The organism is Streptomyces sp. NPDC050085 (genome assembly GCF_044460595.1).
GTDB lineage: Bacteria > Actinomycetota > Actinomycetes > Streptomycetales > Streptomycetaceae > Streptomyces.
This window is the reverse complement of the sequence record NZ_JBITJZ010000010.1, coordinates 64,974-88,723: the sequence shown is the minus strand read 5'-3', so window position 1 is coordinate 88,723 and position 23,750 is coordinate 64,974. Positions and strand designations below refer to the sequence as shown.

Below are 23,750 nucleotides of genomic sequence, written 5' to 3'. Positions count from 1 at the left end.
CACCGCTATATGTCCCGTTGGGCGTCGTACAGGTTGCGCGGGCGCACCTCGTCCGTCGTCCCGTACAGCTCCAGGCGGGAGTTGAGGGACCCCGCGAAGTCCGGCACGTCGATCTGGTCGAACTCGCGGACCGTGTTGACCCCGACCGTCGCGCTCCACGGCGCGAGCCCGTCGATCTTCATCAGGCCCGCGCGCTCATTGGTGACCCTGATGTTCCAGTGGGTGAAGCGCGCGCCGAACAGCGGTCCTGCGGAGGCATCTCCGCCGTGCCTGCCGTTGTTGTTCACCGTGATGTCGGTGCGCACGTTGGCGAACGGCATACCGCGGTGCGAGTCGAAGGTGCCCATCTCCATGCGGCCGCGCGACCAGACGTTGTGCGAGGACAGCCCTTCTACGTTGATGCCGTGCAGCTGCGTGTTCGCGGGCGCCTCGACGGTGCGCTGCCGGAGGGTGAAGTCCTCGACCAGGTTGTCGTGCGAGCCCTCGCGGCAGTAGTAGGGGTGGTGCTCGCCGCGGCCGCCGACCGTGGTGCGGCGCAGGGTCGAGGCCGAGGAGGCGATGAACCCGAAGCCGTTGTCGACGTTCCACACCGTGACGTCGTCGACCCAGCAGTCGTACGTGCACTGCAGCGCGAGGCCGTTGTAGCCCTTGTCGAGCAGGTGCTGCGACTGCGGCGTCTCGACGGCTTCCAGGGTCAGGCCCTCGACTCCCGCTCCCGTCAGGGCCTTCACGTGCGTCGTGAGCCGCGGGTCCCACTCGGGGCGCACGTCGAGGGGCAGCGGGCGCTCGAAGGTGACCCGGTCGCGCTTGACGGAGGCGATGCGCACCGGCCACTCGTAGGGCACGTACGAGGTGAGCTTGGTCTTGTCGTCCCAGTAGTAGGCCTCGGGTCCCGCGCCGCCGCCCGCCATGTGCTCGAGCAGCGTGTGGTCCGCGTCGTCGGCGAGGCGGAGCAGGACGAGGTCGCCCTTGCGGAGCTTCGAGGCGTCGGCGACCGTCACCGACCAGGAGCCGCGCGTGGCCGGTGCGACGGTCGTCAGGGTCTGCCACTCGTCGCGCTTGTTGCCCGTCCAGCCCTCGAACGGCCAGGCCTTCGCCCTGATCGCGTCGGTGAGCGTACGGAAGCGGTCCTCGGGGCAGAGCCAGATCAGGCCGCCCGCCCAGGACCAGGAGGACTTGTCGCCGCCGTAGCGGGAGCCGTAGACGCCGATGAGTTCGGTGAGGTTCTTGGTGGCGTACAGCGTGGTGCGGGTGCTGCCCGCGCCCTTGAGGACCACGTCGTCGTGGCCGATGTGGATCAGGTCGTCGATGCGGTACGTGCCGCTGCCGAGGAGCACCGTGCCCCCGCCGGCCCGTCCGGCGGCAGCGAGGGCACGGTTGATCGCGGGGGCGCAGTCGGTCGTGCCGTCGGCGACGGCGCCGTAGGACTCGGCTCGCAGGACGCGGCCCGGACGGTCGAAGCGGCGGCGGCCCGCGCGGTATCCGGCGCGGCCGACGAAGGGGATCTGCGGGTGCCCGAAGGGGTTCTTGGTGAACTCGCGCCAGATGTCGGGGACTTGGCCCGCGCTCGCCGTGGCGGCACCTGTGCCCACCCCGGTGATCGCTGCTGCCGTCACCGCGACCGCCCCGCCCAACACACCGCGCCTGCTGAGATCCCGCACCGCTGCCACCCTCCGTCGATGTATACATACATGAACGATGTTCACGTGAGTGCCGGGCGCGAGCATGCCACGGTGACCCCCTCGGGGGTAAGGGTCGTGCAGCTGTGAACTAGAGGGAGGGCAGCGCTACTTGGCGGGACTACTTAGAGGGGCGCTCGATCAGATGCGTGAACGCGTCCAGGTTGCGCGTGGATTCGCCGCGCGAGGTGCGCCACGCGTACTCCTTGCGGATCGCGCTCGCGAAACCCAGCTCCAGAAGGGAGTTGAACGCGCCGTCGGCCGCCTCCAGGACGACGCCCATCAGCCGGTCGAGCTCCTCGGGCGAGACGGCGGACAGCGGCAGCTTGCCGGTGAGGTAGATGTCGCCGAGCGGGTCGACCGCGTAACTCACGCCGTACAGGCGCAGGTTGCGCTCCAGGAGCCAGCGGTGCACGCCCGCCTCGTTCTCGTCCGGGTGCCGGATCACGAACGCGGTCAGGGTCAGGCTGTGCCGGCCCACGCGCAGCGAGAGCGTCGTGGACAGCTTGCGGGTGCCGGGCAGCGAGACGACGTACGTGCCCTGCTCGGGGCTCTCCCACGGCACCTCGGCGGCCTTCAGCGCGGTCTCGACGAGCTCGCGGTTGTGCCGCTCCTGAGGGGTGTCAGCCATGGTGCGAGAGTACGTGACGGCGGTGTTCCTGCATGGCCGCGGTGTAGACGTCGGCCGTCGCGGACGCGGACGTGTCCCAGCCGAAGAACTGGGCGTGCCGGGCGGCCGCGGCACCCATGCTGTCCACAAGGTGGGGATGGTCGGCGAATTCGCGCAGCACGCGCGCGTAGCGAGCAGGTTCGTGGCCGTCCACAAGGAAGCCGGTCTTTCCGTCGCGCACGGCCACCGGGAGGCCGCCCACCGACGCCGCGAGGACGGGCGTGCCCGCCGCCTGCGCCTCTATGGCGACCAGGCCGAACGACTCGCTGTAGGACGGCATCACGAGTACGGAGGCGGCGCGGAACCAGTCCGCGAGCTGCTCCTGGCCGACCGGCGGGTGGAACCGCACGACGTCGGAGATGCCCAGCTGGGCGGCGAGCTTGTGCAGGGCGGCGGGCTTGGCGAGGCCGCTGCCGCTGGGGCCGCCGACCACGGGGACGAGGAGGCGCGAGCGCAGCTCGGGGCGCTCGTCGAGGAGCACGGCGACGGCCTTGAGTAGGATGTCGGGGGCCTTGAGCGGCTGGATGCGGCCCGCGAAGAGCGGGATCAGCGCGTCCTGGGGCAGGCCGAGGCGGGCGCGGGCGGCGGCGCGGCCGTCGCCGACCTTGAACCGGTCCAGGTTCACGCCGGGGTGCACGACCGCGACCTTGCCGGGCTCCGCCTCGTAGTGCCGGACCAGCTCGTCGGCCTCCTCGGAGGTGTTCGCGACGAGCCGGTCGGCGGCGCGCACGATCTGCGTCTCGCCGATGACGCGGGCGGCGGGCTCGGGGGTGTCGCCCTCGGCGAGCGCCGCGTTCTTGACCTTGGCCATGGTGTGCATGGCGTGCACGAGCGGCACGCCCCAGCGCTCGGCGGCCAGCCAGCCGACGTGCCCGGAGAGCCAGTAGTGCGAGTGCACGAGGTCGTAGTAGCCGGGCCGGTGTCCTGCCCAGGCCTGCATCACGCCGTGCGTGAAGGCGCAGAGCTGGGCGGGCAGCTCCTCCTTGGCGAGGCCTTCGTAGGGGCCCGCGTCCACGTGGCGGACCAGGACGCCGGGCGCGAGCTCGACCTCGGGCGGCAGGCCGCCCGTGGTGGCGCGCGTGAAGATCTCGACCTCTATGTTGATCGCGGCCAGGCGCTTGGCGAGCTCCACGATGTACACGTTCATGCCGCCCGCGTCGCCCGTGCCGGGCTGGTGCAGCGGTGAGGTGTGGACGCTGAGCATCGCGATGCGGCGGGGGCGCCGGTGCGTGCCGGGGAAGCGCAGGCGGGCCGCTGCCGACCCCGCCGTCGCGGCCGCTCCGGAACGGCGGAACCTGGTCACGTACTGGCTCACGTGGCGGGCCCTCCTTGGTGGGGCGGACATGCGGTACAGCGGGCACGGCTCGGAGAGGGCAGGGGCCCTCGTCCAAGGGGGCAACGCCGGAGGGCGCCCCTCCATTTCCACTTTGCCGAATCATTACCATTCGGGCCTCAACCGGTGCCCGTACGGACACAGCGCCTACTCTCATAACCATGAGCCCGCGTACCCCGTCCCGCCCTGTGGGAACAGTGACGCGAGGCACCACCAACCCCAACCGGCTGCGCCGCATGGACCGCTGGATCGCGGCCGTGCACGGCGCCGCGCTGCGCCGGGCCGACGACCCGGTGGCGGTCGACCTCGGATACGGGGCGGCGCCCTGGACGGCCGTGGAGCTCCTTGCCCGGCTGCGCGACACCGCGCCCCACGCGCGCGTGGTCGGCATCGAGATCGAACCGGCCCGGGTCGCGGCCGCGAAGCCGTACGAGAGGGAGGGGCTCACCTTCCGGCACGGCGGCTTCGAACTGCCGCTGGCCGCTCCCCCGCTGCTGATCCGCGCCGCGAACGTGCTGCGCCAGTACGACGAGGACCAGGTCGCCGGGGTCTGGGAGCGGCTGTGCGGGCGGCTCGCGCCGGAGGGGCTGCTCGTGGAGGGCACCTGCGACGAGATCGGACGGCGGCACGTATGGGTGGCGCTCGGCCCCGAGGGCCCGCGCACGGTGACGTTCGCGACGCGGCTCGGGTCGCTCGGCACCCCCTCCGACCTGGCCGAGCGGCTGCCCAAGGCGCTGATCCACCGCAATGTCCCCGGAGAGCCGGTGCACGCGTTCCTGCGGGACTTCGACCGGGCCTGGGCGGCGGCCGCACCGTACGCCTCGTACGGCGCGCGACAGCGCTGGATCCGCACCGCGCGGGCCCTGAGCGCCGATTGGCCGGTGACGGACGGCCCGGCGAGGTGGCGGCAGGGTGAACTGACCGTGGAGTGGGGGGCGTTGGCTCCGCGCGGGCCGTTCACCGGCTGAGCGCAGACTGCGGGGCGGAACCGGGGAACGATCATCGCGCGCCGTTCGTCACACGGTGCGGGGTCTGTCGCATTTGACGCGTGCGTGGCACCATCCCCGGAGCGCGCACAAGTTACTGACGGTAAATCAGGTTTGTCGTCAGGTGCGTGAAGTGCTTCAGGGTGCGTCAGGTGGGTCCTGTTGTCTCGGCTGTGGGGGCGGAGCGGATGAGCAAGCGGAGCATGACGACGATGGCGGCCACGGCGCTGGTCTGCGCGGTGACCGTGGTGGCGGCGCCGAGCGTCGCGCACGCGGCGCCCACTCCCACGCCCACTCCCACCCTGGCGCCCTCGAGTTCCGCTGCGGACAAGGACCTCAAGAGCAAGGACCTGGACGCCGTCCGCAAGAAGATCGACAAGCTGTACCACGACGCGGGCGTGGCGACGGACGCGTACAACGCGGCGCAGGAGAAGGCCGACAAGCAGTCCGTCGAGATCGTGAAGCTGGCCCGGCGGATCGCGGCGGGCCAGGAGAAGCTGACGCGGCTGAAGAACAACGCGGGCGCGGCGGCCCGCGAGCAGTACCGCACCGGCGGGATACCGCCCGAGGCCCAGTTCATGCTCTCCGGCGACCCGCAGCACTTCCTCGACACGGCGGGCCGGATGTACCAGGGGCAGCAGGCCACGAAGAACCTGGTGACGCAGCTGACGCAGACCCAGCAGGACCTTTCCGGGTACGCGGAGGAAGCCTCCGCCACGTGGAAGAGCCTGGAGGAGGGCCGCAAGGAGAAGGACGCGGCGAAGAAGAAGATCGAGAAGCAGATCAAGGAAGCGCAGGCGCTGGAGAGCAGGCTCGAGAAGAAGGAGCGCGAGCGGCTCCTCAAGCTGGAGCAGGAGGCCGAGGAGCAGGCGCAGACGAACTGGCTCTCCTCGGGCGTCCTGAAGGAGATCAACGGCAAGGCGACGCCGGCCGGCAAGAAGGCGGTGCAGTTCGCCAGTGCCCAGATGGGCAAGCCGTACGTCTGGGGCGCCGAGGGCCCGAAGTCGTACGACTGCTCGGGACTCACCTCGCAGGCGTGGGCGGCGGCCGGGCACCCGATCCCGCGCACCTCGCAGGAGCAGTGGAAGCAGCTCAAGCACATCGACATCAAGGACATGCGCCCCGGCGACCTGATCATTTACCACGACGACGCGAGCCACGTGGGGATGTACGTGGGGGACGGGGCGATCATCCACGCGCCTCGCCCGGGGCGGAACGTGACGCTGGCGGGGGCCGGGTCGATGGCGATACTCGGGGTTGTGCGTCCCGACGCCTGATCCTGGGGGCCGATCTTGGGGGGCCGATCTTGGGGGCCTGATTTTGGGGTGCTGCTGCGCTGGGGCGCGGGTCGATCGCCCTTCGGGCTCGTCCTCAATCGCCGGACGGGCTTGATTGTCCGGGCTCGTTCCCGGCTTCGCCCGGCGGGCTTGATGGGGTGACCCCTCTCACGTGAGCTACCGCACTCACCCCGTTCCGGTTCCGGCCCATCGGCGTGATGTTCGTCATCCGCCCGGAGGCTGAAGCTGCCCAATTCCGGTACTGGTTGCGGCATATGACTCTGGCCGTTTGCCGCTCACCATTCCGTTGAAGCGCCAGGTACCGCTATGGTCCCCGTCTGGTGGGCCGAGGACCTTCGTCCCACCGCGCCCTCGGGGGGAGGGAAGGAAACCCAAGCGATGCCCGTACCCATACCGCGGCAGAGAGCAGTCCCGGCCGTGGAAGGTGGTCAGGCTCAGGCTCAAGCCACACCCGACACCGAGACCGCAGGCCCGACCGTCCTGACGCTCCTGGTGATCGAGGACGACCCGGCCGGGTCGCTGAGCATCCCGGAGATGCCCGACGCCGCGGGCCGCCCGATCCGGGTGCGCACCGCTCGCAACCTCACGGAGGCCGAGCGGCTGCTCACGCACGACGTGAACTGCGTCCTGCTCGACCTCGCGCTGCCCGGCGCCAGGCCCGACGCCGACGAGCTGGAGGCCCTGCGGCACGTGCTGCGGCTCGCGCCCCGGCACGCCGTGCTCGCGCTGACCGCGTCCGGCGACGCCGAGCGCGGTGCCGAGGCGGTGCGCGTGGGTGCCCAGGACTATCTGTTCCGCGACGAGCTGGACGCACGCGTGCTGGGCCGCGCCGTCCGCTACGCCGTCGAGCGCAAGCGGGCCGACGTCGCGCAGCGCAAGCTCACCGAGTCCCGGATCCGTGCGCAGGAGAACGCCCGCCTGGAGCGAGGCCTGCTGCCGACCCCGCTGCTCGACGGCTCCCCGCTGCGCTTCGCGGCGCGCTACCGCCCCGGCCGCTCCCGGGCCCTGCTCGGCGGCGACTTCTACGACACCGTGCGCACCGCCGACGGTACGGTCCACGCGATGATCGGCGACGTCTGCGGCCACGGCCCCGACGAGGCGGCGCTCGGCGTCGAACTGCGCATCGCCTGGCGGGCGTTGACGTTCGCGGGCCTGTGCGGCGACGAGCTGCTCTCCACGCTCCAGCAGGTCCTGGAGCACGAGCGCGAGAGCGACGAGATCTTCGCGACGCTGTGCACGGTGGACATCTCGCCGGACGGCCGCCGCGCGGGCCTGTGCCTCGCCGGGCATCCGTCCCCGCTGATCACGAGCCCCGGACGCCCCGCGAGCCTGCTCCCGTACGAGAACAGCGGCCCGGCCCTCGGACTGCTGCCGAAGGCCCGATGGCCGCGCATGCAGGTGGAGTTGGGGGCGTCCTGGAGCCTGATGCTCTACACGGACGGGCTGATCGAGGGCCGCATCGGCGAGGGCAACCGGCGCCTCGGCCAGGAGGGCATGGTGGAGCTGATCCGCCGCCAGCGCGCACAGGGCCTCACCGGTGAGGAACTGCTGGAGGCGGCCATGAACGAGGTCCGTGACCTCAACGGCGGCGACCTGACGGACGACGTGGCGGTCCTGCTCCTGGACCGCTGAGCCCCGGGGGCCGGGGCTTTCGGGCGCTCAGCGCCCGCCGTTGTACGGACCGTACGGGCCGTCGCTGCTGGAGCCGCGGCCCCGCTTGCGGCCCCCGCCGCCGGAGATCTGCCGGACGGCGGGCCGTACGTCCACCATGTACACGATGGTCGCGACGAGCCCGATGATCGGCAGGAACGACAGGATCGAGAACAGCCAGTTCACGACGAACGCGATGCCGAGGATGATCAGCCAGAACGGCTTCGTCTGCTTGCTCGCCGCCCGGAAGGCGTCCTCGCGCCGGATGGCCGCGTCGACGAGCGCGAAGCCGCTGAAGACGATCAGGGCAAGGCTCAGCAGCGACATGAAACTCGCGAACCCCTGCATCAGCACAGTGCCACCACCACATTCGTCTTCCGGTCCTGAGGGCCTTCGGCCACCGTACCCGCACAACGAGCCGGGCACGCGCTACGTGCCCGGCTCGTGATGCGCCTCTGACTCACGCCCCTACTTGGCGGGCGGCGTGTCCGTGCTCTTCTTCGCGGGGGCGGTCTTCTTGGCCGTCGTCTTCTTGGCGGCGGTCTTCTTCGCGGGCGCCGGCTTCTCCCCGGCCGCGGCGGCCGACTGGGGCGCGGCCTCCGGCTCCGGGTCGGGCTCGACGGCCACCGCGATCTCGCTGATCTCCTCGGCGGCCTCGCCGCGCCAGGCCTTCACGGCCTCCTCGCCCTGCTCGGCGAGCTTCTCGTACGTCTCACGCGCCTTGACGGCGGCCTCGGCGGCGAGGCCGACGCCGCGCAGCGCGAAGTCCTGCGCCGTCTCGCCGAACTTCTTCAGGTCGGTGTCGAGCGTGGCGACGAACTCGTTCACCTTCGCGCTGACGGTCGCCTGAACTTCCTTGGCCCGCGCGGACGCCTTGTCCTGCACGTCCTTCGGGTCGGTGTTGCGTACGGCCTCGAAGCGCGCGGGCGCCTCGGCCCGCAGCTGCTCCACGAGGCCCGGAACCTTCTTGGCCTGCTGGAACGCCAACTCGGCGGTACCGGCGGCGAAGTAGAGCGGGGTCGGGTCGGAGAAGGTCTTGCGCAGGTCGTCCTTGATGGCCATGGCGTGGTCCTCCCGGATCACATCAACTACTGCTTGCTCGAGGGCTCGGCATCCCCACCGTCCTGACGGCCCTGCTCACCGCCGGGGCCGGTCCCGTTCTCGTGCCTGAAGGACTCGTAGATCTGCAACAGGACCGATTTCTGGCGCTCGTTGAGGGAGGGGTCGGCGAGAATCACCGCACGCGTCTCCACCTCGTCCCGCTCCCGCTCCGCGTCGAGGATGCCGGCGCGCACGTACAGCGTCTCGGCGGAGATCCGCAGCGCCTTGGCGACCTGCTGCAACACCTCCGCGCTCGGCTTGCGCAGCCCGCGCTCGATCTGGCTCAGATACGGGTTGGACACCCCGGCGGCATCGGCGAGTTGACGAAGCGACAGCTGCGCGTTGCGCCGCTGCTCGCGCAGGTACTCGCCGAGACTTCCGACGTTGAGCGATGCCATACGCCGATACTGCCGCACCCGCGCTAACTATTGCAAGCGCCTGCTTGCAATAGTGCGCTGAGTCACGGTCGCCTCCGGCAGCGGCGGCTGGAACGGCTGGAACGATTTCAAGGGCCTGTACTGATCACCCCGGATGCGGGGAGTTCGCCGCCGACCGTCGAACTCCCCGCACCGGACACCCGGTCAACAGCACTCAGAGCATGATCAACAACCGCGTCCCCACCTTCAGCTTCCTGTTCACCGAGCGGCTCTGGACGTAGACCTCCAGGTCCGGGTTCGTGCCCGCCTTCACCGAGACCGTGCCGCGGATGCCCGTGCCGAACAGCAGGGCGCGGGCCGCGTCGCCCGTGTAGGCGCGGTCGGTGTCCTTCTCCACGACGATGACCTCCTTGTCGGGCTGGACCTGGACGCGGGCGCCCAACTGGTAGTAGCAGGCGCCTCGTTCGTAGGTGACGCCCGGGTGCGAGTTCACGAACGGGCGGATCTCGATCTCCTGGTCGACCTTCAGGAGCCGGTACTTGTCGGCCGGTATCGGTTCGAGGTTGGCCCGGACCTCGTCCACCGAGATGTCCTGGCCGACGGCGAAGAGGTTCTTCGTGCCGCGCACGCCCTGCTCACGGCCCCGCAGGAAGCTGGTGGCGGCGGCGCGCACCGTGCCGATCGCCTCCTCCACGCCCTCGTGCGAATCGGCGTCCCAGATCGCGATGTTCCCCGCCGGGAAGCCGTAGTTCTGCGCGGTCCGCTTGGCCAGCGAGTTCGGCACGAGGATCGCGGAGGTCCAGTGGGCGGGGAGGCCGCCCATCTTCGCCGTGATCCGGTCGAGCCACGGGCCGAGGATGGTCATGTCGCCGTCGTGGCGGCGGTCCCCGCCCGACGCGTTCTCCTCGCCGTCCGTGACCACGATCTGGAGGAAGCTGTGCTCGCCGTACTCCTCCCATATGTGGCCCAGGTCGTCGAGGGACTTGAGGGACGCCTCGATGAGGGCCGTCGCCCCGTTGTTCACCTTGTACAGGCCGCGCATGGACGGAAGGTGCTTCACATCCATGTCCCACACCAGGTTCTCCACCCGGTGGTCGAAGGAGTAGAGACTGATCCGCGTCTCGTGGCCGAGGCTGTCCGACTCGGCCATGAGACCCGCCACGAACTCGTCGACCACACGCACCAGTTGACTCTGGTGCGGGCTCATGGAACCCGAACAGTCCACGACCAGCGCGACGTGATTGACCTTGTGCTGGATCCTGTTTGCGGACATGGCTGTGCTCCCCCTTCGACGCTCCCCTGGTGACGTCTTCACTCTATGAGCAGGCACTGACAATCGATCTTGATGCTGCGTCAGCCGCCCGCCGGGGGAAATGACTTGAGCGCCTCCTCGATCTGACGGCGCGAACCGATGCCCAGCTTCGTCAGGATGTGCTCCATGTGGACGTCGACGGTCCGCTTGGACAGGACGAGGCTCTCGCTGATCTCGCGGTTGGACAGGCCCTGCGCGGCGAGCTCGGCGACCTCGCGCTCGCGCGGGGTCAGCGCCGCGTGGGCGGCGGGCGCCGGATCCTCCGCGGTCGCCCGGTCCACGGCCTCCACCAGCGTGAGGGCCCGCCCCTCGCGCCACAGGCCGTCGAAGCGCCGCTCGCCCAGGGCGTCGCGCGAGCCGCTCTCGGTCTGCTGGTGCAGGGCCTCCAGAACGGGGTTGCCCTGCAGCCTGCCGCCCATGCGCTGCCACAGCGAGTCGGCCGCGCCGAGCAGCCAGGCGGCCTCGCGGAAGTCGCCGGTGGCCCCGGCGAGCCAGGCCATGAGCTCGAGGTTGTGGGAGGCCCCGGCGACGTCGTCGATGCGGCGCTCCACGCGCAGGGCGGCGCGACTGCACTCCGCGCTCGCCGCGAGGTCGGCGCTCATGAAGTGCGCCATCGCCAGGCTGTAGTTGTACGAGGCGTGCATCCACCCCTCGTCCTGAGCGGCACGGACCCCGAGGTCGGCGAGCCCCCGCTCGCACACGGCACGCGCCGCCCCCGGGTCCTGGAACAACAGGTGGATGAACGCCTCCTGCATGCGCAGCACGTGATGCCCCGTGGCGTCCCCCGCGGCGACGAGCAGCTTCGCCGACTCGGCGGTGGCCCGCGCCGCCTCCTCGCGCAGCCCGCCGAGGACCCCGGAGGAGAACTGGACGTACAACTGCGCCCTGCCCAGCAGGAATTGGCCGCCGAACTCACGCGCGAGGGCCAGGCACCCCTGGGTCTGCTCGATGCCCTCCGGGTCCCCCTGGATGCAGCCGAGATAGCCCTTGACCCCGAGCGCGGCGGCGCGGTCGGCCGGTGTGCTGCCGGGGTGGTCGTGGATCGCCGTGCACCAGTAGCGGGCCTCGGTGCACCGCCCGGTGATGTGCCAGTACATCCACAGGCCGTGCACGATCCGGGTGGCGCTGCCCGTGTCGCCGTCCGCCAGGGCCAGTTCGACGGCGTGCCGCACATCGGCGTGCTGGCGTCGCACGGTCCGCAGCCGCTCGTGCAGTCCGGGTTCGAGGAAGTCCCGGTCGAAGTCGGCCGCGAGGCGGGCGTAGTGCGAGCGGTGCGCCGTGCGCAGGCGCGCCCCCTCCGCCTCGTCGAGCAGCTCCGCGCCGAACTCGCGCAGCGTGTCGAGAAGCCGGTACCAGCCCCCTTCGTGCCGGTCCGTGTACTGGACGATGGACTTGTCGACCAGCCCGAACAGGGCCTCAAGGACCTGATCCTCCGTCAACTCGCCCTGGGCACACACTGCGAGCGCGGCATCCAGGTCGAAGGGCCCGGCGAACACCGAGAGCCGTGCCCACAGGTCGCGCTCCAAGGGCGTACACAGGGCGTGGCTCCAGTCGAGGGAGGCCCTGAGCGTCTGCTGGCGGGGCACGACGCCCATGCGCTTGGCGTCCAACAGCCGGAAGTGGTGGTGCAGTTGGCGGTCCAGGGCCGCCAGCGTGAGGGCCTTGAGGCGGACCGCGGCCAGTTCGAGCGCGAGCGGCATCCCGTCCAGGCGGCGGCACAGGCTGGTGAGCTGGGCCTGCTGGGGCCGGTCCACTAAGAAGTCGGTGACGACGTCGGCCGCCCGCTGGGTGAACAGCTCGCGCGCGTCGGCCTCCGACAGGGACGGGACGGCGTAGAGGTGCTCGCCCTGGACGGCGAGCGACTGGCGGCTGGTCGCCAGCACGTGCACCTCGGGCGCCTCGGCGAGCAGCCGGGCCACGAACGCGGCGCAGCCGTCCACGACGCGCTCGCAGGTGTCGAGGACGAGCAGCATGTTCCGCCCGCCGAGGTGGGCGATGACGCCGTCGACCGAGGGCCGCGCGTCGCTGTCGTGCAGATCGAGGGCCGCGGCGACGGTGTGCGGCAGCAGGTCCGCGTCGGTCAGTCCCGACAGGTCGGCGACGCAGAGCCCGTCGGCGAACCGTCCGGCCGCCCGGCCCGCCGCCTCCGCGGCGAGCCTCGACTTGCCGATGCCGCCGGGCCCGGTGACGGTCACCAGCCGCGAGCGCGCCATCGCGTCGACCAGGTGACCGAGCTCCTGGCGCCGGCCCACGAACGAGGTGACCCCGAAGGGGACACGCGGAACGCGCCCCCTGTGGCTGTCCTTCTGGGTGTCTTCCACAGCTGCCCGTTTCCCTGGCGAAGCCCGGTTGAGCCCGGTGGAGTCCGGACGGCTCTCAGTGTGCCGGGTCGGCGCGCACCGGCGGGTGCCAATGGCGCCTCCCCACTCAGACCAGTTCGGGCTGGGGCGCCGGCTGTTGCGCGGGGACGGCCTTGGGGGCCCAGCGCTCGACGGTGCGCATGTAGGCGTAGATCACCGAGCCCGTCGCCAGGAGCATCAGCGGTCCGTACAGCCACGGAAGCCGGGCCATCTCCATCGGCAGATAGCGGTACGACACCAGGAGCCCGGTGAACACCACCGCGCCGTGGACGACGAGCCGCGTCCCCGACCAGTCCCAGCCGCGCTCGAGCGCGCGCAGGCCCGCCTCGATCGTGAGGGTGAAGACCACACCGGCGATGATGTCCGTGCCGTAGTGGTAGCCGAAGCCGAGGGTCGCGCAGAGCGTCGCGATCAGCCAGAACGTACCGGCGTACCGCAGGGCGCGCGGCCCCTTGCGCGAGTGGATGAAGATCGCGGTGGCCCAGGCGGTGTGCAGGCTCGGCATGCAGTTGCGGGGCGTGTGCGTGTCGTACTGCATCCACTGGGGCGGGCTGAGCGTCGGCAGCGTGTGCGGCCAGATGTCGGCCAGGGCCCAGCGCGCGCTGCCGGTGCCGAAGGCGCCGTGGCCGTACGCGAAGACCGGTCCGACCACCGGGAAGAGCATGTAGATGCCGGGGCCGAGCAGTCCGATGACCAGGAAGGTGCGGACGAGGTGGTGGCTCGGGAAGCGGCGCAGGGACGCGACGTTGCGCAGCTGGTAGACGGTGACGGCGACGGCGGCCACGGGCAGCTGGACGTAGACCCAGTCGAGCAGGTGGCTGCCGATCGTGCCGGAGGCGTCGACGGCCCGGCCCATCAGCCAGGACGGGTCGCCGAGTGCGCGGTCGGCGGTGGCCACGTACTGGTCGAGGACCATCGGCCGGGTCTTCGACGTGATGAGCAGCCAGGTGTCGCCCGTCTTGCGCCCGGCGACCAGGAGCAGGCCGAGGCCGACGCCCTTGAGCAGCAGGAGGCGTTCGTTGCCGGTGCGGCGGGTGACGGCGATGACGGCGCAGCCGATCATCACCCACAGCGCGCCGTTGCCGAACATCATCTGGGCGCCGACCGCCCAGCGCACGAGGAAGAAGACGACGTCGATGCCGACCGCGACGCCGAGGGCGATGAAGCGCTCACGCCAGGTGAGCACGACCATCATCAGCGCCATGCTGGCGTAGAGCAGTGGTCCCGACTTGGGGGCGAAGATCACTTCCTTCGCCTGGTTGGCCATCGGCCCCGGCAGCCCGTAGTGACGTGCGGCGATCTCCAGGGCGACGAGGAAGACGAGGCCCACGGCGCCCGCCGCGATCCACAGCTTCGCCCGCGTGGAGACACGCCTGCCCGTCACCACGTCCGCCGCGTCGGCGTCCGAGGTTGCGTCCGGAGATATTCGCGATTGTCTAGGTATCAATTGCCTTGGCCGATTTGTTAGTTGTTAGTGGAGCAGATGACCGTCGGTGCCGATAGCATCGTTTTCCGGCACGTTCGATCATGTCAATGAGTTGTGCACTTGCTGAGAGCCACCACATACCGGTGGATCTCCTCGTGCCCCTCGGCTGTCGGGTGCAGGCCGTCGGCGAACAGGTCGGCGCGGCCCTCGAGCGGTGCCCACAGATCCAGCAGGTCGACGTGGTGCGCCGCGCACCACGCGCGGTACGCCTCGCGCACTTCCAGGGCCTGTACGCGGGTGAAGCGGAGGCCTCCAGTGTCCTCGGCGTCCTCGGTCCGCGTCTCGTCGAGCCAGAGCGGGCCGACGACGACCAGGCGCGCGTCATGGGCGAGGGCCGTGGCGGCAAGCGCGTCGAGCCGGGCCGCGAGGTCCGCCGGACGTGCACCGAGCGCCGAGTCGTTGATCCCCGCGGCGACCACGAGGGTGTCCGGGCGGCGGGCGGCCAGCAGGGCCGGGGTCTGCTCGGCGACGTCGGCGAGGGTGGCGCCGGGGACGGCCAGATTGAAGAAGCGGTGGTCGGCCTCGTCCGCGGCGATGTGGGCGGCGGCCAGGCGTCCGGTCCAGCCGCCGGCCGGGTCGCAGCGCCCGTACGCGATGCTGTCGCCGACGACCACGATGCGCGCGGCCGGCCGCAGGGGCCGCGCGTCCAGGTACGCCCAGGCCTGCTCCCCCGAGGACAGACGCACCCGGCGCCGTACGTAGTCGTCGACCTCATAGGCGTCGGCGGCGGCGAGGTCCTCGTCCGTCAGACGCAGTACGGCCCCCTCGACCTCGGCGCCGAGCCGCCGCTCCAGGGTGAGGTGGACGTCGAGCCCGCTGGTGGCGATCACCTCCGGGTCCGTGATCACGATCGGCCGGGTGGTGTGACCGGCGAGGGCCGCGAAGGCGCTGGGGACGGGGCCGCCGAAGAGGGTCTTCTGGACCTGCTCGTCGAGCAGGGTGCCGAAGGAGAAGAGGGCGTGGGGACGGGACACGGGCACGGCGGACTTTGCGGCCTTCCTTGATACGGCTCGGACACAGAGAGAACTCGGACACAGAGAGCACACAGGGTATGAGTCCGACAAACCTAACAAGGAGCCGCCCGGGTCAACGGGCCCGCGTCCCCACCGCCCCGGCGTCGTCCCACGCGATCCGCAGCTTCCGCGGCGACCCGTTCAGCCACTCGGGCACCCCGCCCGGCGGCGCGATCGGCAGGACCTCGACGTCCCGGCCGCCCATCGCGCGGTAGAAGCCCCGCGCGGCCGTGTTCTGCTCCTGCACCCACAGGTACAGGGCGGGCCCCGACGCCCGCTCCCGCACGATCTCGGCGGCCCGCGTCAGGAGCGTGCGTCCGACTCCCGTCCCCTTCATGTCGTTCGTGACGTGAAGGTTGTCGACGAGACTCCCCCAGTGCCCGTCGTCGTCGAGCACGACGTGCACGAACCCCACGAGCCCCGAGCCACCCTCTGCCTCCGCTACCGCCTCCGCTACCGCCTCCGCGAGGAGAGTCACTCCGTGCGCCGGGACCGAGCCGAGCCGCTCCGCCCACACGCTCCGCCGGTCGGCGACGACGTCCCCGTCGAGGAACGCGTCGGCGTACGCCCCCCGATAGTGCCGCCGCCAGCTGTCGGCGTGCAGCCGCGCCACCGCCTCCGCGTCGTCGGGCCGGGCGGGACGCAGGTGCACGCTGGGAGAGCTCATGCGCGGCACCGTAGGGACCGCGCCCCGGCCCGGTCGAGCGAATTACGTGACGTCGAGCGCGGTTCCGTACAGCCGCGCCACCTTGATCCGGATGACGACGCGCCGCTCGTCGACCATCTCCGCGAGAAAGGCCTCCTCTCCGCCTTCGGGCACGAACTCCCCTGCCATGGCGAGCAGTTCACGCCCGACCGCATCTCCCGGCTCGGCGCTCGGCGCGCTCACCTCCGCCTCCCCCTCGGCGACGGCGAAGGCGAAGTCGTCCCGCCTGACGTGCAGCGCCGCATGCGGATCGGCACGGAAGTGGCCCGGCTTGAGACGCCCTTCGGTCGTGGAGATCCGTAGCGTGCGTTCGTCGGGACTCCACCGGTACAGGACGGTGGCCAGGTGCGGATGTCCAGTGGCGCGAACGCTCGCGAGCGTTCCGAACGTGCCTTCCTCCAGGATCAGTTGGAGCTCGGACTCGGTGAGGGAGCGGGGGGCGGGACCGGACATGGGATCTCCTCTGCTCGGATACTCGGATGTGCAGGCGTACGTACGGGAAGGGGTCAGGCGGCGGTCACGTGCTCGTCGGCCGTCCGGGCCTGCGAGGTGGGCTCGGGCGTCGGGCGGCGCAGGACGAGGAGTGCGACCACGAAGGCCGCGGCGATCAGGCCGGCCCCGACGGTGAACGCGAGGCGGTAGCCGCCGGTGAGAGCGGCTTCCCGTGAACTCCCGTCCGCGACAAGGGAGTCGGTGCGGGTGGCCGCGAGCGTCGACAGGACGGCGACGCCGAGGGCCATGCCGATCTGCTGCGTGGTGTTGAAGAGGCCGGAGGCGAGCCCCGCGTCCTCCTCGCTCGCGGCGGACATCCCGAGCCCGGCCAGCGCGGGCAGGACCAGGCCGCCGCCGGAGATCAGCAGCATCACGGGCAGCAGGTCGGGAACGTACGCGCCCTGCACGGGCACCCGCGCCAGATAACCGAGGGCGCCCGCGAGAAGCACGAGACCGGCGAGGAGGACGCGCCGCTCGCCGAAGCGCGCGGCCAGGCGGGCCGAGACCCCGAGGGACACCGCCCCGATCATGACGGCGGCGGGCAGCATCGCGAGGCCGGTCTCAAGGGCGCTGTAGCGAAGGACCTGCTGCATGTAGAGCGCGGCAAGCACCTGGAAGGCGAACATCGCGGCGAGGGTGAGGACTTGGGTGACGTTGGCGCCGACGACGCTGCGCGAGCGCAGGATGCGCAGCGGCATGAGCGGCGTACGCGCCCGGGCCTGCCGCACCACGAAGGCGCCGACGAGGACGAGCCCAGCCACGATCAGGCCGCTCGCCCGCCACGAACCCGCCCCGTACGCATCGATGTTGACGACGCCGTAGATGGCCAGCATCAGCCCTCCGGTGATGAGCAGCGCACCCCACGCGTCGGCACCGGCACGCAGCCCGAGACCCCGGTCGGCGGGGAGCGCGGGCACGGCGAGGGCGAGGACGGCGGCACCGATGGGCAGGTTGATGAAGAAGATCCAGTGCCAGTCGAGCGCGTCGGTCAGTACGCCGCCGAGCACCTGCCCGATGGAGGCGCCGGCGGCGCCAGTGAAGCTGAACACCCCTATGGCACGGGCCCGTTCGCGCGGCTCGGTGAACAGGGTGACGAGGATGCCGAGCCCGACGGCGGCGGCCATCGCGCTTCCCACGCCCTGCAGGAACCGGGCGGCGAGCAGCACGGCCGGGCTCGTGGCGAGCCCCGCGAGCAGCGAGGCCGCGGTGAACACGGCCGTCCCCGCGAGGAACAACCGCTTGCGCCCCAGCAGATCGCCGAGCCGCCCGGCGAGCAGCAGCAGGCTGCCGAAGGCGATGAGATAGGCGTTGACGACCCAACTCAGGCCGGTCGGCGTGAAGTTGAGGTCCCGCTGCATGGCCGGCATGGCCACAGTAACGATGGATCCGTCGAGGATGATCATCAGGGTTCCGGTGGCGATGACCCCGAGGGCCAGCCAGCGGTTGGACGTCAAGCGGGATGTGGCGGACACGGCGCGGTCCTTCGAGTCGGGCCACCACCCCCACCGGGTGGCGACGACAACACGACCGTAGCAGATAGTTTCGTTGCAGACTATTTTTCTCGGAACCACCTCTGGACTACCCTGGACGCCATGACCGCCATGACGCCCGCCCCCACCCGGACCAGGCCCGACCTCTCCTACCTCCTGGACCACACCAGCCACGTGCTGCGTACGCAGATGGCAGCGGCGCTCGCCGAGATCGGCCTGACGGCGCGCATGCACTGCGTCCTCGTGCACGCCATGGAGCAGGAGCGCACGCAGAACCAGCTGGCCGAGATCGGCGACATGGACAAGACGACGATGGTGGTGACCGTCGACGCGCTCGAGAAGGCGGGTCTGGCCGAGCGGCGCCCGTCCAGCACGGATCGCCGGGCGCGGATCATCGCGGTGACGGAGGAGGGGGCGCGGGTCGCTTCGCGGAGCCAGGAGATCGTCGACGGGGTCCATGAGGAGGCCCTCGCGGCGTTCCCTCCGGGGGAGCGGGAGGTCTTTCTGCGGCTGATGCAGCATCTGGCGGAGGGTCATCTGGGGACGCCTTCGCCGAGCCCGGCGACGGCGCGGAGGGCTCGGCAGCGGGGGTGACGCCGTTCGCCGTAACTGCGCTGGTCCGTTCGCGGCTGCGGCGCCGTCGTGGCTGGTCGCGCAGTTCCCCGCGCCCCTGAAGGCATGCGCTGCGCGCAGCCTTCCCTGAGATGCCGCAGGCATCTCAGGTGCGCGGGGAACTGCGCGAGAAGCCCCACCGGGCCGCACCCGGCGTCGAACCGGCGGAGCCACGGCGCGGAAGCCGGCGTCAGAACGGCAAGGCCCTGCAATGCACCACGTCGAGCCGCGACACCGCCCGGGTCAGCACCACGTACAGCCGCTCGAGCCCCCGCGCCTCCGCCTCCACGATGGCCGCCGGTTCGACCGCGACGACGTGGTCGTACTCCAGGCCCTTCGCCGTCCCGGCGGCCAACACGGTGACCCGCGCCCCGAGTTGATCGGCCCCGGCCACCTCCACACCCGCCAGGACCAGCGCGTCCCGCACCCCCACCACGTCCCGCTCGGCCGCGATCACCCCGACCGACCCCTCGAACGCCAACGCCCGCCGCACCGCGGCGACCACCCCCGCCGCCACCTCGTCGACCGGGGTCACCCTCAACTCCCCGTCGCCGCGCAGCGACCGCGCCGCGGGCACGTCGACGTCGATCCGCTCCAGGACCCGGTTGGCGAGCGCCACGACCGCGGCCGGGACCCGGAACCCGGTGGTCAGGGGCACCGTCCGCGCATCGGGCTTGCCCAGGTGTCCGAGCAGTTCGCCCCAGTTCCGCGCGGCCCAGGGCGTCGTGCCCTGGGCCAGATCGCCGAGCACGGTCAGCGAGCCGAAGGCCGCGCGTCGTGCGATGACGCGGGCCTGCATCGGTGACAGGTCCTGGGCCTCGTCGACGACGATGTGCCCGTATCCCTCGGGGTGTTCGAGCAGCCCGGAGATCTCGTCGAGCAGTACGAGGTCCGCGGCGGACCACTTGGCCGACTTGAACGACCGCGCGGGCCGCTCCCACACCAGCGCCTGCTGCTCGCCCTCGTCCAGCACACCCTCCGCCGCGGCCGCCAACTCCCCTCCCCCCGCCAGGAGTTCGTACAGCACCTCCTCCGGCCGGACCCGGGGCCACACCGCGTCCACGTACGCACTCATCGCCCGCGCCCGCCCGATCCTCTGCAACCAGGACGCGGTCGCGGTCACGCCCCGCCGCTCGGCCTGCGCCTGGATGTGGCGCACGGCCCGGCTGCGGACCCGCTCGCGCCCGACGGCGTACGGCGGCTCCTCCTCGCGTACGGTCTCGACGATCCGCCGCAGCTCCCCGAGCGGCACCCGCCAGGTGACCGAGCCGTCCCGCACCCCGACGGATTCGACCGCCGCATCCGGCGAGACCCGTGCGTACAGTGCGCGCCGCAGCACGGTCGCCATCCGGGGGTCGTGCTTGACGGCGGCCGCGGCCACTGCGTCCTCGGCGCTCTCGGCACGCGCCTCACCGTGCGCGACGAGTTCCTCGACGGTGGACTGGCGCACCCCGCTCTCGCCGAGCGCGGGCAGCACCGCGGAGATGTAGGAGAGGAAGGTCCGGTTCGGACCGAGGACGAGGAGTCCGCCCCGCTGGATGCGCTGCGGGAACGTATAGAGCAGATACGCGGCCCGGTGCAGCCCCACCGCCGTCTTGCCGGTGCCGGGCGCGCCCTGCACGCACAGCGACGAGGCGAGACCCGCGCGCACCAGGTCGTCCTGCTCGGGCTGGATGGTGGCGGCGATGTCCCGCATGGGGCCGACCCGGGGCCGCTCGATCTCCCCGGCGAGGATCCGGCTGCCCGCCCCGTCGTCGCCCTCGGCCAGGTGCTCGTCCTCCAGGCTGGTCAGATCCGCCGAGTCACCGAGGCTCCCGGGCGCCCAGCCGAACCGCCGCCGCACGTCCACACCCTGTGGATCGCCCGCACCGGCCTGGTAGAACGCCCGGGACACCGGCGCCCGCCAGTCCACGACGAGGGGCGGCGCGGCCGGGTGCTCGGTGACGCGCAGGCGCCCTACGTGATAGCTCTGCCCGGCGTGCTCGCCCGAGGCGCCGAAGTCGAGCCGCCCGAAGAACAGCGGCGCCTTCGGCAGCTCCTTCAACTCCTTTGCCTTGCTGCGCAGTTCGTAGCCGAGCACTTCGGCGTCGGCGCCGGACGCGGAGGCGTTCTCACCGATGACGACCTGTTCGTCGGCGCCTTCGATCATGGCGGTGAGGGTGGCGCGGCAGAGGTCGTGGAAGTGGCGTTCGGTGTCGAGGGTGAGGTCACGAGTGGGAGCGCTCATGGCTCCACGGTAACCGAGATAACGTTACCGGGTTAAATCTTTTACCGAATCTCTCTTACGTGAGCCCCTGCGCCAGCTGCCGGAACCCCAGCTCGGCCGCGCGCACCGCGTCCGCCTCGATCGCGTCGGCGGACTCCCCGGCCATGATCCGCCGCACGTTCTCCATCGCCAGGATCCGCTGCACCGCCACGATCTGCCCTGCCGCGAGCCGCGCCGCGACCGCGGGCCCGCCGAGCGCGTCGGCGAGCGCCCGCTCCGAGCGCTCCTGGTACCCGTACATCCGCGCCACCAGCGCCGGCGTCCCGTACAACAGCCGCAGATACGCGAGCACCCCGGGCACGTCGCACAGTCCGGTCACCGGGTCGCGCCGCTGGAGCCCCTCGACGAAGCTCCGCCGCAGCGCGGTGAGCGCGGACTCCCCCTCGGGCCGCTCCGCCACGACCCGCGCCGCCTCGTCCTCGTGGTCGGCGAACCGGTACAGGACCAGGTCCTCCTTCGCCGCGAAGTACCGGAACAGCGTCGGCTTGGACACCTCCGCGGCCGCGGCCACCTCCGCGACGGACACCTGGTCGTACCCCTTCTCGAGGAAGAGCCGGACGGCCGTGTCGGACAGGGTCTGCCGGGTCCGCTGCTTCTTTCGTTCGCGCAGGCCGGGGGTCGGGGTGGGGGTGGTCATGGTTGTGCAGGGTAGCCGCGGCACCAGTCCGCGAGCGCGGCGGCGACGCCCCGCACCGACGGAACGTCCGCCAGACCGAGCGGCACCGCGCCGCGCGCGAGGACCCCGTGGAGCCCGGCCGCCGTCCGCCACAGCCGGGCCGTGTCGGGCGCGCCCTGCGCACCCAGGCCGAGCCCGCCCCTGATGACGTCCGTGAACACCGACTGCGCCCGCTTGAAGCCGAGCAGCAGCGGCAGGTCCGTGGCCAGGGCCGCCGAACCGCCCGGCCTGACCTCCTCCACGGCCGCGCGCCACAGGCCGGTCACCTGGCGCGCCTGCGCCGCCGGGTAGCGCATCAGGTGCAGATGGGTCGCCAGGTCGTACAACGGGTCGCCGAACATCGCCAACTCCCAGTCGATGACCCAGAGTTCACCGCTCGCGTCGACGATCAGGTTCTCCCGGTGGAGATCACCGTGGACCAGGCAGAAGGGCCGCTCGCTCAGCCCCGAGACGAAGCGCCGCAGCCGCCGGAACGCGCCCTCGTCGACACCGAGCGCGCCGAAGAGTCCGCCGAAGGTCCCGGCGTGGGCCTCGTAGACGCTCTCCTCGACGAAGGAGATCAGGCCGTCGAGCGCCGCCGCCGTGTCGCCGTCGGCCGCCCGCTCCGCCGTGCCGTGCCCGCGCGCGATGCGCACCCCGCGGTCCTGGATCGACGCCAACTCACGGAACACGTCCACGATCTGGCCCACCAGCGCGCCGGGCACCAGATCTCCCGGCGGCCGCAGCCGGGCCAGCGTCTCGCCCTCGATGAACCGCTGCAGACCCGCCCCACCGATCTCGATGAACTCCGGGACGCGGCGCACCCGCGGGCTCACCGCACGCACCACGTCCGCCTCCGACGCGAAGCACCGGCGGTCGAACCGGACCAGGCCCACCCGGGCCTCCCGGCACTTCCAGCGGACCGGGCGCGCACCGCCGTGGCCCGTGTGCAGCGGAAAGACGTACGTCTCGTGGTGCGCCCCGGTCAGCGGCCCCTCCACCACCGCGGCGTCACCGCTCAGTTCCACCGCCGACCGCCACGCCGCACTCGTCCTGCCGTTCGAGATGCCCCGCATGAGAGTTCAGCATCATCGTCACGCCGGGCCGCCGCAACGGGCCCGCGGTCACCGCAGGCGGGCCGGGTGGCCCGCGTCCTGCTCGTGCCAGACGTACAGCGCCTTCAGCGCCACCGCCTGGTCCGGGCCGTCCCCGTCGAGGCACAGCGGCTTCCACGCCCGCTCCATCGCCCGGTACACCCGGCCCGCGGCCACCGAGAAGTCCGCGTCCGTCGGCTCCTCACCGAGCGACAGCGCCGCGCGCATCACGTCGGGAAAGATCGACTGCACGTACTCGAAATCCAGGTAGTGGCACAGGTCGGTGTCGAGGCCGCGCGTCATCTTCTCGTGGCCCGCGGCGCACATGGCCTCGGCCCAGAAGTCCGTCATCGACCGGCGCTCGGCGTCGTCGTAGTTCATCCGCACCAGATGGGTGGCCAGATCGTGCAACGGGTCGCCGTAGCAGGCCAGTTCCCAGTCGATGACGCACAACTGCTCGCGTCCGCCGGGCGCCTTGGCGACCACCACGTTGCCGCGGTGGACGTCGGTGTGCAGCACCGCGTAGGGGCGGTCCGTCAGGCCGGCGGGCACCCGGCCCATGAAGGCGGGGATGGCGTCGTCCGGCACGCCCACCGCGCGGAACAGGTCGCCGAAGCGCCCCTCGTTGACGCGGTGCACCTTGTCGTCGGCGAACTCGGCGAGCCAGGACAGGAATTGGCGGCTCCTGCCGTGCTCGGGCCAGTACGTCTCGGGCAGTTCCGGCAGCCCCTCGATCGGCACGGACGCCAGGCGTGCGAAGAACTCCGCGAGGGCTCTGAGCCGCTCCTCCCCCACGGGCGCGGACGGCGCGGCCGTCGACAGCGGCTCGCCCGCCAGATACGTGTGCAGAGACCATTCTTCGAATTCTGCGAGGCACCGCGGGACCTGGCTGAGGGAGCGGCTCACCGCCCGCAGCACCTCGGATTCACGGCGCCACAGGCGCGGCACCACCTCCACCGTCTCCACGGGGGTGCGGAACTTGCCGCGGACGCCGAAGACCTTGACGCCGACCCCGAGCAGCAGGGCCAGCGGAATCCCCAACGGCAGGATCACATTGGTGTTGTGATGCCCCGTCACCACCTCGCCGTTCGGGGCACGCCGCCGAGTCTCCGCCAGCCTGCGGATCAGCGCCTGATGCGCTCTGTGGCGCAAAGGTGACGACATGAGCGC

At 71.5% G+C, this 23,750-nt stretch carries 21 protein-coding genes; 4 read left to right on the top strand and 17 right to left on the bottom strand.

All coding sequences use genetic code 11. From position 1 onward, the window contains the following. Window positions 1–5 precede the first annotated feature (5 nt). The 3 genes from ACIBUY_RS31035 to mshA form a co-directional block, all read right to left on the bottom strand. On the bottom strand, window positions 6–1,727 hold the full coding sequence (locus ACIBUY_RS31035) for a glycosyl hydrolase family 28-related protein (protein ID WP_365566789.1): 1,722 nt from the start codon (window positions 1,725–1,727) through the stop codon (window positions 6–8). A gap of 73 nt (window positions 1,728–1,800) precedes the next feature. Further along, complete coding sequence (locus ACIBUY_RS31030; RefSeq protein ID WP_399154367.1) at window positions 1,801–2,310, bottom strand: YbjN domain-containing protein; 510 nt, start codon at window positions 2,308–2,310, stop codon at window positions 1,801–1,803. Further along, window positions 2,303–3,664 (bottom strand): D-inositol-3-phosphate glycosyltransferase, encoded by a 1,362-nt coding sequence (gene mshA / locus ACIBUY_RS31025; protein ID WP_399154366.1) that lies wholly within the window; start codon window positions 3,662–3,664, stop codon window positions 2,303–2,305. The genes ACIBUY_RS31030 and mshA overlap by 8 nt, the downstream gene beginning before the upstream one ends. Before the next feature lie 179 nt (window positions 3,665–3,843). On the opposite strand from mshA, the gene ACIBUY_RS31020 reads away from it, so the two are divergent. The 3 genes from ACIBUY_RS31020 to ACIBUY_RS31010 all read left to right on the top strand — a co-directional run bounded on the left by ACIBUY_RS31020 (window position 3,844) and on the right by ACIBUY_RS31010 (window position 7,598). Beyond that, a complete protein-coding gene (locus tag ACIBUY_RS31020; RefSeq protein WP_399154365.1) occupies window positions 3,844–4,650 on the top strand; it encodes a class I SAM-dependent methyltransferase in 807 nt (268 codons plus the stop codon). Window positions 4,651–4,856: 206 nt separating this feature from the next. Continuing rightward, window positions 4,857–5,945, top strand: a complete 1,089-nt coding sequence (locus ACIBUY_RS31015; RefSeq protein ID WP_365566793.1) for an NlpC/P60 family protein — start codon at window positions 4,857–4,859, stop codon at window positions 5,943–5,945. 399 nt (window positions 5,946–6,344) lie between these two features. Then, on the top strand, window positions 6,345–7,598 hold the full coding sequence (locus ACIBUY_RS31010) for a PP2C family protein-serine/threonine phosphatase (protein WP_399154364.1): 1,254 nt from the start codon (window positions 6,345–6,347) through the stop codon (window positions 7,596–7,598). Between the two features lie 27 nt (window positions 7,599–7,625). On the opposite strand, the gene ACIBUY_RS31005 is transcribed toward ACIBUY_RS31010, so the two are convergent. The 10 genes from ACIBUY_RS31005 to ACIBUY_RS30960 all read right to left on the bottom strand — a co-directional run bounded on the left by ACIBUY_RS31005 (window position 7,626) and on the right by ACIBUY_RS30960 (window position 17,866). Next, window positions 7,626–7,943, bottom strand: coding sequence for a DUF2516 family protein (locus tag ACIBUY_RS31005; protein WP_399154363.1), 318 nt, complete (start codon window positions 7,941–7,943; stop codon window positions 7,626–7,628). Between the two features lie 141 nt (window positions 7,944–8,084). Continuing rightward, a complete protein-coding gene (locus tag ACIBUY_RS31000) occupies window positions 8,085–8,678 on the bottom strand; it encodes a hypothetical protein (RefSeq protein ID WP_399154362.1) in 594 nt (197 codons plus the stop codon). 26 nt (window positions 8,679–8,704) lie between these two features. Further along, entirely contained in the window at window positions 8,705–9,115 is a 411-nt protein-coding gene (locus ACIBUY_RS30995) for a helix-turn-helix domain-containing protein (protein ID WP_399154361.1), read from the bottom strand. A 193-nt stretch (window positions 9,116–9,308) separates the two neighbouring features. After that, window positions 9,309–10,367 (bottom strand): vWA domain-containing protein, encoded by a 1,059-nt coding sequence (locus tag ACIBUY_RS30990; RefSeq protein ID WP_365566798.1) that lies wholly within the window; start codon window positions 10,365–10,367, stop codon window positions 9,309–9,311. An 80-nt stretch (window positions 10,368–10,447) separates the two neighbouring features. Beyond that, entirely contained in the window at window positions 10,448–12,727 is a 2,280-nt protein-coding gene (locus tag ACIBUY_RS30985) for a LuxR C-terminal-related transcriptional regulator (RefSeq protein ID WP_399154360.1), read from the bottom strand. A 106-nt stretch (window positions 12,728–12,833) separates the two neighbouring features. Further along, entirely contained in the window at window positions 12,834–14,150 is a 1,317-nt protein-coding gene (locus tag ACIBUY_RS30980; protein ID WP_399154359.1) for a phosphatase PAP2 family protein, read from the bottom strand. Between the two features lie 146 nt (window positions 14,151–14,296). Beyond that, the gene (locus ACIBUY_RS30975) at window positions 14,297–15,226 is read right to left on the bottom strand and encodes a GDSL-type esterase/lipase family protein (RefSeq protein ID WP_399154358.1); all 930 of its coding nucleotides are present in this window, start codon (window positions 15,224–15,226) and stop codon (window positions 14,297–14,299) included. A gap of 112 nt (window positions 15,227–15,338) precedes the next feature. After that, window positions 15,339–15,932 (bottom strand): GNAT family N-acetyltransferase, encoded by a 594-nt coding sequence (locus ACIBUY_RS30970; protein ID WP_399154357.1) that lies wholly within the window; start codon window positions 15,930–15,932, stop codon window positions 15,339–15,341. A gap of 42 nt (window positions 15,933–15,974) precedes the next feature. After that, entirely contained in the window at window positions 15,975–16,424 is a 450-nt protein-coding gene (locus tag ACIBUY_RS30965) for a TIGR03618 family F420-dependent PPOX class oxidoreductase (protein WP_399154356.1), read from the bottom strand. Window positions 16,425–16,477: 53 nt separating this feature from the next. After that, window positions 16,478–17,866: an MFS transporter gene (locus ACIBUY_RS30960; RefSeq protein ID WP_399154424.1), complete on the bottom strand. Its 1,389-nt coding sequence runs from the start codon at window positions 17,864–17,866 to the stop codon at window positions 16,478–16,480. 189 nt (window positions 17,867–18,055) lie between these two features. Here ACIBUY_RS30960 and ACIBUY_RS30955 point away from each other — a divergent pair, with 189 nt between their 5' ends. After that, window positions 18,056–18,547: a MarR family winged helix-turn-helix transcriptional regulator gene (locus tag ACIBUY_RS30955; protein WP_365566804.1), complete on the top strand. Its 492-nt coding sequence runs from the start codon at window positions 18,056–18,058 to the stop codon at window positions 18,545–18,547. A 208-nt stretch (window positions 18,548–18,755) separates the two neighbouring features. On the opposite strand, the gene ACIBUY_RS30950 is transcribed toward ACIBUY_RS30955, so the two are convergent. Genes ACIBUY_RS30950 through ACIBUY_RS30935 form a run of 4 tightly spaced genes read right to left on the bottom strand, consistent with a single transcriptional unit; the run spans window position 18,756 to window position 23,744 of the window. Further along, a complete protein-coding gene (locus tag ACIBUY_RS30950) occupies window positions 18,756–20,792 on the bottom strand; it encodes a HelD family protein (protein ID WP_399154355.1) in 2,037 nt (678 codons plus the stop codon). Window positions 20,793–20,847: 55 nt separating this feature from the next. Continuing rightward, on the bottom strand, window positions 20,848–21,468 hold the full coding sequence (locus ACIBUY_RS30945; RefSeq protein WP_365566806.1) for a TetR/AcrR family transcriptional regulator: 621 nt from the start codon (window positions 21,466–21,468) through the stop codon (window positions 20,848–20,850). Beyond that, a complete protein-coding gene (locus ACIBUY_RS30940; RefSeq protein ID WP_365566807.1) occupies window positions 21,465–22,562 on the bottom strand; it encodes a phosphotransferase in 1,098 nt (365 codons plus the stop codon). The genes ACIBUY_RS30945 and ACIBUY_RS30940 overlap by 4 nt, the downstream gene beginning before the upstream one ends. A gap of 48 nt (window positions 22,563–22,610) precedes the next feature. Further along, complete coding sequence (locus ACIBUY_RS30935) at window positions 22,611–23,744, bottom strand: aminoglycoside phosphotransferase family protein (protein ID WP_365566808.1); 1,134 nt, start codon at window positions 23,742–23,744, stop codon at window positions 22,611–22,613. Window positions 23,745–23,750: the final 6 nt, after the last annotated feature.

What these genes read in the sequence shown, in the direction of transcription:
- ACIBUY_RS31015 (WP_365566793.1), top strand. Translation starts at nt 4,857, where the DNA reads ATGAGCAAGCGGAGCATGACGACGATGGCGGCCACGGCGCTGGTCTGC.
- ACIBUY_RS30935 (WP_365566808.1), bottom strand. Translation starts at nt 23,744, where the DNA reads ATGTCGTCACCTTTGCGCCACAGAGCGCATCAGGCGCTGATCCGCAGG.
- ACIBUY_RS30950 (WP_399154355.1), bottom strand. Translation starts at nt 20,792, where the DNA reads ATGAGCGCTCCCACTCGTGACCTCACCCTCGACACCGAACGCCACTTC.
- ACIBUY_RS30990 (WP_365566798.1), bottom strand. Translation starts at nt 10,367, where the DNA reads ATGTCCGCAAACAGGATCCAGCACAAGGTCAATCACGTCGCGCTGGTC.
- ACIBUY_RS30955 (WP_365566804.1), top strand. Translation starts at nt 18,056, where the DNA reads ATGACCGCCATGACGCCCGCCCCCACCCGGACCAGGCCCGACCTCTCC.
- ACIBUY_RS30940 (WP_365566807.1), bottom strand. Translation starts at nt 22,562, where the DNA reads ATGCGGGGCATCTCGAACGGCAGGACGAGTGCGGCGTGGCGGTCGGCG.
- ACIBUY_RS31000 (WP_399154362.1), bottom strand. Translation starts at nt 8,678, where the DNA reads ATGGCCATCAAGGACGACCTGCGCAAGACCTTCTCCGACCCGACCCCG.
- ACIBUY_RS31035 (WP_365566789.1), bottom strand. Translation starts at nt 1,727, where the DNA reads ATGCTCGCGCCCGGCACTCACGTGAACATCGTTCATGTATGTATACAT.
- ACIBUY_RS30995 (WP_399154361.1), bottom strand. Translation starts at nt 9,115, where the DNA reads ATGGCATCGCTCAACGTCGGAAGTCTCGGCGAGTACCTGCGCGAGCAG.
- ACIBUY_RS30970 (WP_399154357.1), bottom strand. Translation starts at nt 15,932, where the DNA reads ATGAGCTCTCCCAGCGTGCACCTGCGTCCCGCCCGGCCCGACGACGCG.
- ACIBUY_RS30945 (WP_365566806.1), bottom strand. Translation starts at nt 21,468, where the DNA reads ATGACCACCCCCACCCCGACCCCCGGCCTGCGCGAACGAAAGAAGCAG.
- ACIBUY_RS31010 (WP_399154364.1), top strand. Translation starts at nt 6,345, where the DNA reads ATGCCCGTACCCATACCGCGGCAGAGAGCAGTCCCGGCCGTGGAAGGT.
- ACIBUY_RS31005 (WP_399154363.1), bottom strand. Translation starts at nt 7,943, where the DNA reads ATGTCGCTGCTGAGCCTTGCCCTGATCGTCTTCAGCGGCTTCGCGCTC.
- ACIBUY_RS31020 (WP_399154365.1), top strand. Translation starts at nt 3,844, where the DNA reads ATGAGCCCGCGTACCCCGTCCCGCCCTGTGGGAACAGTGACGCGAGGC.
- ACIBUY_RS30960 (WP_399154424.1), bottom strand. Translation starts at nt 17,866, where the DNA reads ATGATCATCCTCGACGGATCCATCGTTACTGTGGCCATGCCGGCCATG.
- ACIBUY_RS30965 (WP_399154356.1), bottom strand. Translation starts at nt 16,424, where the DNA reads ATGTCCGGTCCCGCCCCCCGCTCCCTCACCGAGTCCGAGCTCCAACTG.
- ACIBUY_RS31030 (WP_399154367.1), bottom strand. Translation starts at nt 2,310, where the DNA reads ATGGCTGACACCCCTCAGGAGCGGCACAACCGCGAGCTCGTCGAGACC.